Raw genomic sequence first — 8,802 nt, 5'->3', positions numbered from 1 at the left:
GCGCCCTCGGTGGCGGCGGTGCCTTCGGCGGCGGTGGCGGTGCCCTCGGCGCCGGTGCGCCGAGCGGTGGCCGGCTCGGTGCCGGTCAGGGGCCGCGGGCCGCACTGCCCGGGCGGGACGCGGGCGGTCGCCCGGGTGCGCCGGGCGGCGCGCGCGGGCCGCAGTCCCCGGCGGGACCGAACCAGCAGAACCGCCCGGCTCCGGCCGGCGCAGGTGCCGGTCAGGCGCCCGGTGCTCCGCAGGGCCTGCAGGCCGCGGGCATGAACGCGCCGCAGGGCAACGCTCCGCAGGGCAACACCCAGCAGGGCCAGGACGCCTTCGGCGGCGGACGTGGCCCGTCCGCGCCCCCGCAGCGCGGCAAGCGCCGCGGCAAGGGGAACGGCGACGCCGAGCAGGGTCGTCGCCCGCAGCTGCCGCCGCGCGGCGGTCCGCGGGCCGAGCTGCCCGGCGGCAACCCGCAGCCCCGTACCCCCAGCTGGAGCGACGAGAACGCGCAGCCGCCCGTGCCGCGCGCCTCGCTGGACACTCCGCGGGGCCACGAGGAGCCGGACAGCTCGCGTACGGACCGCACGCCGCGCTTCGACGACCGGCAGGGGCCGGGCTCGACCACCGAGATGCCGGCGGTTCCGCGGCTCGGTGAGTCCCAGGGACCCGGCGCCACGGCCGAGTTCGCCCGCCCGGACTTCGACGCCCCCGCACCTCGCCGGGACGACCCGCAGAACACGGGGCGGTTCGCCCAGCCCGATCAGAACCAGACGGGCCAGGACCAGGCCGGTCAGAACCAGTACGGCCAGGACCAGTACAGCCAGGACCAGTACGGCCAGGACCAGTACGGCCAGGGCGGAACGCACACCGCCCCGCAGAACGACCAGTTCGCGGGGCCCGAGCCGACCGCCACGCAGCAGGACGGCGGGTCCTTCGTCCGCTCGGACGTCTTCGGCGGACAGCCCGGCCCGGCCAACCCGGCCTCGACCGGCCCGTTCAACGGCGCCCAGGGCTTCGACAACGGCTCGACCGGGCAGCACCGCCTTCCGGAGCGTCAGAACCCCGCCCCCACCGGTCAGTTCGAGCGCCCGCAGGTCAACGGCACGCACGGCGGGAACGACTTCGGCGCCCCGCAGCAGCGTCCGGCACAGCAGGAGCCCGCGGGCGGGAACGCCAACGGGAACGCCGCGCAGCGGCCGGGTGACGGGTGGGCCCTGCCCCCTGCCTCCGGCCCCGGTGACGGACGTACGCCGCTGTACGACACGCTGGAGACCAACTGGTTCCACGGCGACCGCGAGGCGAGGGCCCAGCAGGGCGCCCCGGCCGCGGCCCCGGAACCGCAGGCCCCCCAGCCCCAGACCCCGGCGGCCCCTCAGCGGCCCGCCACCTCCTCCTGGCGCAGCTCGCCGAACGACGACCTCGTCCGGCAGGCCGAGCGCGTACGGCAGCCGGCGGCCGGCGGGATCACCACATCCGGCCTGCCGCGCCGGGTGCCCAGGGCGAACCTCGTCCCGGGCACGGCTCAGCAGCAGTCGCACCAGAACGGTCCGCAGGTATCGCGTGCGCCCGACGAAGTGCGCGGCCGACTGACCAATCTCCGTCGGGGAATCGCACAGGGCCGCCAGGCCGGGACCAACCAGACCGGCAGCTATCCGCGGCCCACTCACCAGCAGGAGCGTTAGTTGAGCCCGATGAGCCAGGCGGCACAGAACCTCAACTGGTTGATCACGAATTTCGTGGACAACACCCCAGGGGTGTCCCACACCGTCGTCGTGTCCGCCGACGGACTCCTTCTGGCGATGTCGGAAGGCTTTCCGCGCGACCGCGCAGACCAGCTCGCGGCCGTCGCCTCGGGGCTGACCTCGCTGACCGCCGGGGCGTCCCGGATCTTCGAGGGCGGCGACGTGGCACAGACGGTCGTGGAGATGGAGCGCGGGTTCCTTTTCCTCATGTCCGTCTCGGACGGCTCGTCCCTGGCCGTCCTCGCCCACCCGGAGTGCGACATCGGCCTCGTCGGCTACGAGATGGCTCTCCTGGTCGACCGCGCGGGGGCGGTACTCACGCCCGATCTGCGCGCCGAACTACAAGGAAGTCTGCTCCACTGAACGGCCCCGGCACCACCCGTGTTACCAAATCACCGTCCGGCCGCCACAATCCCCCCACCGGCCTCGTCAGACGGCACGACTGACCAACCTGCTGTCCCGCCCGGAGGATTCATGACCCCGCCCACCGCCTCTCATGATCCGTACGCGGAGCCGTACGAGGACGAGGGCGACCAGCCGCTGGTACGTCCGTACGCGATGACCGGCGGCCGGACGAGGCCGCGCTACCAGCTCGCCATCGAGGCGCTGATCAGTACAACGGCCGACCCGGCAGCGCTCATGGGGCTGCTTCCCGAGCACCAGCGCATCTGCCACCTGTGCCGCGAGGTGAAGTCGGTGGCCGAGGTGTCGGCCCTGCTGGCGATGCCGCTCGGCGTGGCCCGGATCCTCGTCGCGGACCTCGCGGAGGCCGGGCTGGTCGCCATTCACCAGCCAGGCGGCGACGAGAACAACGGCGGTGCGCCGGACGTGACACTGCTCGAAAGGGTGCTCAGTGGACTTCGAAAGCTCTGACGGGGGTCGGGCGACCACCTCCGCGAAGATCGTGGTGGCCGGCGGCTTCGGCGTCGGCAAGACCACGTTCGTGGGCGCCGTCTCCGAGATCAACCCGCTGCGCACCGAGGCCGTGATGACCTCTGCCAGCGCCGGGATCGACGACCTGACACACGCCGGGGACAAGACGACCACCACGGTCGCCATGGACTTCGGCCGCATCACGCTCGACCAGGACCTGATCCTGTACCTGTTCGGCACGCCGGGCCAGGACCGTTTCTGGTTCATGTGGGACGACCTGGTGCGCGGCGCCATCGGCGCGGTGGTGCTGGTGGACACGCGGCGGCTGGCCGACTGCTTCCCCGCGGTGGACTACTTCGAGAACTCGGGCCTGCCGTTCGTCGTCGCGCTCAACGGCTTCGACGGCCAGCAGCCGTACAACCCGGACGAGGTGCGCGAGGCGCTGCAGATCGGTCCGGACACCCCGATCATCACGACCGACGCCCGGCACCGCGCCGACGCGAAGAGCGCGCTGATCACGCTGGTCGAGCACGCGCTCATGGCACGCCTGCGGTAGGTACGCGGGCGGCCGCAGCCAAGTCGGCAGGGGTCTACGGCACTTGTCGTAGGCGGGGCGGAGCCGACTGTGTCCTTTGACACGGTCGGCTCCGCCGTTCATAACGTTTCGGCAGAGGAATCGGGTGGTACCGACACGCGACGCGGTCAACTGGTCTCGCTGCGCGCACGAACGCCCCGTCTTTTGACGGACCTCGCTCTTTATGACCGTTTTACGCGGGGCTTACATCACGTGTAACCCCCGCGTTCCACTGTTTGGAAGAGCGCTGGTCGCCGTGCTGGAATGCCAGAACTGCCCAATGGTCAAAGACGTACTCAGCAGTAGTGCGTACCCCATGACGGACTGGGCTCTGAGACACAGCGGCACGACATAGGTGCCGACCGCCGAGAGGTTGTTGGTCGAGTGAGGCGAAGCAAGAACAGTCCCGAGCCATCGGCCCGGGGCAACTTCACCCCGCCGCCGCGCACAGCGGCGCCCGCCCCCGTGGCCGCTTCGGAAACCAAGGCCGAACCCGCCCCGAGCGGTGGCCGTTTCTCCCCGCGCAACTGGCGGGTGACCACCCGGCTGAACGCGATCCTGCTCATTCCCGTGCTGGTCGGCCTCGTCATGGGCGGCTTTCAGGTGAAGAGCTCGATCGACACCTGGTCGGACGCCGAGGACGCCGAGAGCACCGCGCGACTGGTGCGGGCCTCCCTCGGCTACGCCGGCGCCCTCTACAACGAGCGCGACCTCACGGCCGCCCCGCTGCTGCAGGGCAAGGGCCAGGATGACGCGACCGTCGCCAAGGCCCGGCAGGCGACCGACGAGGCCGCCGACACCTTCGACGAGGCGGCCCAGGACATGCCCGGCAAGGCGGGCCTGGAGCGCCGGCTGAAGGTGTTCCGCGAGCAGGAGCCCAAGCTCCAGACGCTTCGCGTGGCCGCGTACACCTCCAAGCTCAAGGGCGTGGAGACCGAGGAGGGCTACACCGGGATCGCCCACCCCCTGATGGAGTTCGCCAACGAGCTCGGTCTGGGCACCGGCAACATCACCTCCTACGGCCGTACCGTCTACGCGATCTCGCTGACCAAGGCGGCGCTCTCCCTGGAGCGCTCCATCGGCATGCACATGCTGGTCAAGCCGGGACCGGACCCCAGCCACCTCGCCAGCCAGCGCGTCGCACTCTCCTCGTACGCCTACCTCGAGCGCATCGCCATCGAGGAGTACATCGGCGGCGGCACCGAGGCTGACGCGCAGAAGCTCGAGGACGCCGAAGCGCAGGTCAAGGAGGACGGGGCGGCCATGGCCAAGGAGGCCAAGGCCAAGGACCCGGACTACGTGCCGCCGCCGGCCAACCCGACGACGATGATCTCGGAGCTGGCCCGGCTGGACTCGACGGACACCAGTGCCCGGGCGGGCCTGGCCGAGCAGGGCATCACGCCGGAAAACTGGTGGGCGGTCAACACCCTCAAGTTCGACGCTTACCAGAAGATCGAGTCGGACCTCGCCGACAGGGCGGTGTCCGAGGCGTCCACGATCGCCGACGACGCCGAGCGGGACGCCTACATCACGGGTGCCGCGGTCGTCATCGCGCTGCTCGCCGCCTTCATCCTGGCCGGCATGGTGGCCCGCCAGATGAGCCGCTCCATGCGACAGCTGCGCAACGCCGCCTTCGGCATCGCCGAGCAGCGCCTGCCGATGCTGGTCGACCAGCTCTCCCGTACCGACCCCGGCCGGGTCGACACCCGGGTCCAGCCGATCCCGATCACCTCGACCGACGAGATCGGCGAAGTCGCCCGCGCCTTCGACCAGGTGCACCGCGAGGCCGTCCGGCTCGCCGCCGAGCAGGCCCTGCTGCGGGGCAACATCAACGCGATCTTCACCAACCTGTCGCGCCGCAACCAGTCGCTGATCGAGGGCCAGCTGAGCCTGATCACCGACCTGGAGAACAACGAGGCCGACCCCGACCAGCTGGAGAACCTCTTCCGGCTGGACCACCTCGCCACCCGTATGCGCCGCAACGGCGAGAACCTCCTGGTCCTCGCCGGCGAGGAGCCCGGCCGCCGCTGGGACCAGCCGGTCCCGCTGGTCGACGTGCTGCGCGCCGCCTCCTCCGAGGTGGAGCAGTACGAGCGCATCGAGCTGTCCGGCGTCCCGGAGGCCGAGATCCACGGCCGTGCCGTGACCGACCTCGTGCACCTGCTCGCCGAGCTGCTGGAGAACGCGACGACGTTCTCCTCGCCGCAGACCAAGGTCCGCGTCACCGCGACCCGGCTGCCCGACGGCCGCGTGATGGTCGAGATCCACGACAAGGGCATCGGCCTGACCGCCGAGGACTTCGCGGACATCAACCACAAGCTGGCCAACCCGCCGACCGTGGACGCCGCGATCTCGCAGCGCATGGGCCTGTTCGTGGTCGGCCGGCTGTCGGACCGGCACGGCATCCGCGTCCAGCTGCGCCCCTCCGGCGAGCAGGCGGGCACCACCTCGCTGGTCATGCTCCCGGACGCCATCACGCACGGTGGCGGTGGCGAGCAGCAGCGCGACGAGTTCACCGTCTCGCAGATCATCCCGGAGCAGAACTTCCAGGGCGGCGAGAGCTTCGGTCAGGTCGGTCAGCCCATGCGGACCGCCGCCGAGCTGGGCTTCGACGACAGCCGGTACTCCGAGGTCCCCGACGACATACGCGAGCTCGACCCGGTCGGCCGCTCGCTGATGCGCGAGGAGCGCCGCGCGGCCCTGGAGTCCCAGTCGAATCCCGAGCTGCCCGGTTCGGCGGACCACGGCGGCCGCGAGGAGGCCGCGACGCCCGGGTACCAGGACCGGTTCACCGGACAGCAGCCGGTGTACGACCAGGGCCGGAGCGGCTACCAGGAGCAGCAGACCGGGCAGACCGGCGGGTACGACCAGCGATCGTCGTACGCCGATCAGCAGCAGACGTCGTACGACGAGCAGTACTTCACGCCGGGCGGCGGCATGCCGCAGGGCGAGGGGTACCCGGCGGGCGACGGCTACCCGGAACCCTCCTACCCGGAGCAGGGCCGAGGCGGGCACCAGCCGGCGGGCGCCGACGCCCAGGAGGCGTACTCGCCCTTCGAGCAGCGGCGCCACCAGGACGACTGGCCCCAGCAGGACGGCTATCAGAACGGGTACCAGAACCAGAACGGTTATCCGGACCAGTACCCGGCGGGTACTCCGGACGCGGAATCCGTGCAGGCCGCTGACGTGAACGAGGCGGACCGCGTAGGCTTCGACCGTCCGGGTCCGGCCTCCTCCGCCGCCCACCGGATGACCGACGCCGGTCTTCCCCGCCGCGGTTCCACCTCGAGCGGCGCGGGCGATGCGGGGCACGTGGGCCAGGAGGCGCCGGCCGCCGCCCCGGATGCGGGTGGCACGGACAACTGGCGGTCGGCCAACGACGACCGCTGGCAGCAGGCCTCGGCGCTGCGCAAGCCCAAGGCGGGCGGGGTCACCTCCTCGGGCCTGCCGCGACGGGTACCCAAGGCCAACCTGGTCGAGGGCGCCGCCGAGACCACTCCACAGGGAGGCCCACAGGTCTCCCGCGCCCCGGAGGACGTCCGGGGCAGGCTGAGCAACCTGCGGCGTGGCGTCGAACGAGGCCGCAGCGCAGGCAGTGAAACGAACGGCCAGGACACAAGGAATGAACACCGTGGTCCTGACAGCACCTACAACCAGGAGCGTTAGTGTGAGCCCGATGAGCCAGGCGGCGCAGAACCTGAACTGGTTGATCACCAACTTCGTGGACAACACCCCGGGGGTGTCCCACACGGTGGTGGTCTCCGCCGACGGACTCCTTCTGGCGATGTCCGAAGGGTTCCCGCGCGACCGTGCCGATCAGCTCGCGGCCGTCGCCTCCGGCCTGACCTCGCTGACCGCCGGTGCCTCGCGCATCTTCGAGGGCGGCAGCGTGAACCAGACGGTTGTGGAGATGGAGCGGGGATTCCTCTTCATCATGTCCATTTCCGACGGCTCGTCCCTCGCGGTTCTCGCACACCCGGAGGCGGACATCGGTCTCATTGGGTACGAGATGGCCCTTCTGGTGGACCGTGCCGGCACGGTTCTGACGCCGGATCTGCGGGCGGAGCTCCAAGGGAGCCTTCTCAACTAAAGGACAGACGGTGCGTTTTGGCGTCCCGTGGCCGTAAAGTTTCGGGACGCGGCTCCACATTGATGGGTGCCAGGCACAGTCGGAGGAGGAGAAAGTGGCAACACCCCCAGGCGGTCCGTCTTCGGGCAACTGGTCGTACGGCCCTGGCCAGGGTCAGAACGACGGCTCGGCGAACGGATACGGCTACCCCTCCGTGCCGAGCCACCGGCAGCCGTACGCGCCGCAGGGCCCCGGCCCTTCGCCGTACGACCAGCCGCACGCTCCGCGCATCCAGCCCGTGCAGCCGCAGCGCCGCACCCCTGAGCCGGCGCCCGCCGGGGCGTCGAACAACCCCCTGGTGCGCCCGTACGCCATGACGGGCGGCCGCACCAGGCCGCGGTACCAGCTCGCCATCGAGGCGCTGGTGCACACCACCGCGCAGCCGCACCAGATGCAGGGCCAGCTGCCCGAGCATCAGCGGATCTGCAACCTCTGCCGGGAGATCAAGTCGGTGGCCGAGGTCTCGGCCCTTCTGACGATCCCTCTCGGTGTGGCCAGGATTCTCGTCGCCGACTTGGCGGAGGCGGGCCTGGTCGCCATCCATCAGCCCGGCGGCGACGAGAGCGCCGGCGGCCAGCCAGACGTGACACTGCTCGAAAGGGTGCTCAGTGGACTTCGCAAGCTCTAGCGGAGGGCCTTCCCGCTCCACCACTTCCGCGAAGATCGTGGTGGCGGGCGGATTCGGCGTGGGCAAGACCACGTTCGTCGGCGCCGTCTCGGAGATCAACCCGCTGCGCACCGAGGCCGTGATGACATCCGCGTCCGCGGGCATCGACGACCTCACCCACACGGGGGACAAGACGACCACGACGGTCGCCATGGACTTCGGCCGCATCACGCTCGACCAGGACCTGATCCTGTACCTCTTCGGTACGCCCGGCCAGGACCGCTTCTGGTTCATGTGGGACGACCTGGTGCGCGGCGCCATCGGCGCGATCGTTCTGGTCGACACGAGGCGGCTCGCCGACTGCTTCCCCGCCGTCGACTACTTCGAGAACAGCGGTCTGCCGTTCGTGATCGCGCTGAACGGTTTCGACGGGCAGCAGCCGTACAACCCGGACGAGGTCCGGGAGGCTCTTCAGATCGGGCCGGACACGCCGATCATCACGACCGACGCCCGGCACCGCGCCGACGCGAAGAGTGCGCTGATCACGCTGGTCGAGCACGCGCTCATGGCACGGCTGCGCTAGCCGCGCAGCCTGCGGGCAGTCGTGCCGCTTGGGGCGGCACGGATGGGCGCCGGCGGCACCTCGCCGGCGCCGGGTTGCGCGACGCCCCCTGCGGCCACTGGGCTGCCGGGGGCGGTTTTTGCCGGGTGCGGGTGGTCCGTGGCTGGTCGCGCGGTTCCCCGCGCCCCTAGGTACGTTGCCCCGCCCGGCGTCATAGAGCGCCCGTGTAGTGCGAAGAGGCCCCCTCCTGGTGGAGGGGGCCTCTTCGTGGGCTCAGGTCAGCGCCAGCTGTGCGGTGCTCGGAAACCCGGCTCGCGTTCCAGGCGGCGC

7 protein-coding genes and 1 pseudogene are annotated in these 8,802 nt (G+C 71.0%); all 8 read left to right on the top strand.

Features of this window, described 5'->3' with window-relative positions:
- Window positions 1-1,667 (top strand): annotated as a pseudogene (locus EBH09_RS26240) (hypothetical protein); the annotation flags it as partial.
- A 9-nt stretch (window positions 1,668-1,676) separates the two neighbouring features.
- The gene (locus EBH09_RS26235) at window positions 1,677-2,090 is read left to right on the top strand and encodes a roadblock/LC7 domain-containing protein (protein WP_005479910.1); all 414 of its coding nucleotides are present in this window, start codon (window positions 1,677-1,679) and stop codon (window positions 2,088-2,090) included.
- A gap of 111 nt (window positions 2,091-2,201) precedes the next feature.
- On the top strand, window positions 2,202-2,600 hold the full coding sequence (locus EBH09_RS26230) for a DUF742 domain-containing protein (RefSeq protein ID WP_003973454.1): 399 nt from the start codon (window positions 2,202-2,204) through the stop codon (window positions 2,598-2,600).
- Window positions 2,581-3,156: an ATP/GTP-binding protein gene (locus tag EBH09_RS26225; RefSeq protein ID WP_055421789.1), complete on the top strand. Its 576-nt coding sequence runs from the start codon at window positions 2,581-2,583 to the stop codon at window positions 3,154-3,156. The genes EBH09_RS26230 and EBH09_RS26225 overlap by 20 nt, the downstream gene beginning before the upstream one ends.
- Window positions 3,157-3,558: 402 nt before the next feature.
- Complete coding sequence (locus tag EBH09_RS26220) at window positions 3,559-6,840, top strand: nitrate- and nitrite sensing domain-containing protein (RefSeq protein WP_193776541.1); 3,282 nt, start codon at window positions 3,559-3,561, stop codon at window positions 6,838-6,840.
- Between the two features lie 10 nt (window positions 6,841-6,850).
- Window positions 6,851-7,264, top strand: coding sequence for a roadblock/LC7 domain-containing protein (locus EBH09_RS26215; protein ID WP_004983065.1), 414 nt, complete (start codon window positions 6,851-6,853; stop codon window positions 7,262-7,264).
- 94 nt (window positions 7,265-7,358) lie between these two features.
- On the top strand, window positions 7,359-7,931 hold the full coding sequence (locus EBH09_RS26210) for a DUF742 domain-containing protein (RefSeq protein WP_121749353.1): 573 nt from the start codon (window positions 7,359-7,361) through the stop codon (window positions 7,929-7,931).
- Window positions 7,912-8,493, top strand: a complete 582-nt coding sequence (locus EBH09_RS26205) for an ATP/GTP-binding protein (protein WP_009314218.1) — start codon at window positions 7,912-7,914, stop codon at window positions 8,491-8,493. Before EBH09_RS26210 ends, EBH09_RS26205 begins: the two co-directional genes overlap by 20 nt.
- Window positions 8,494-8,802: the final 309 nt, after the last annotated feature.

Source organism: Streptomyces sp. E2N166 (genome assembly GCF_003671715.1).
In the GTDB taxonomy this organism is placed as follows: Bacteria; Actinomycetota; Actinomycetes; order Streptomycetales; family Streptomycetaceae; genus Streptomyces; species Streptomyces thinghirensis.
The sequence above is the reverse complement of the archived record's forward strand: the minus strand, read 5'-3'. Positions and strand labels throughout refer to the sequence as shown.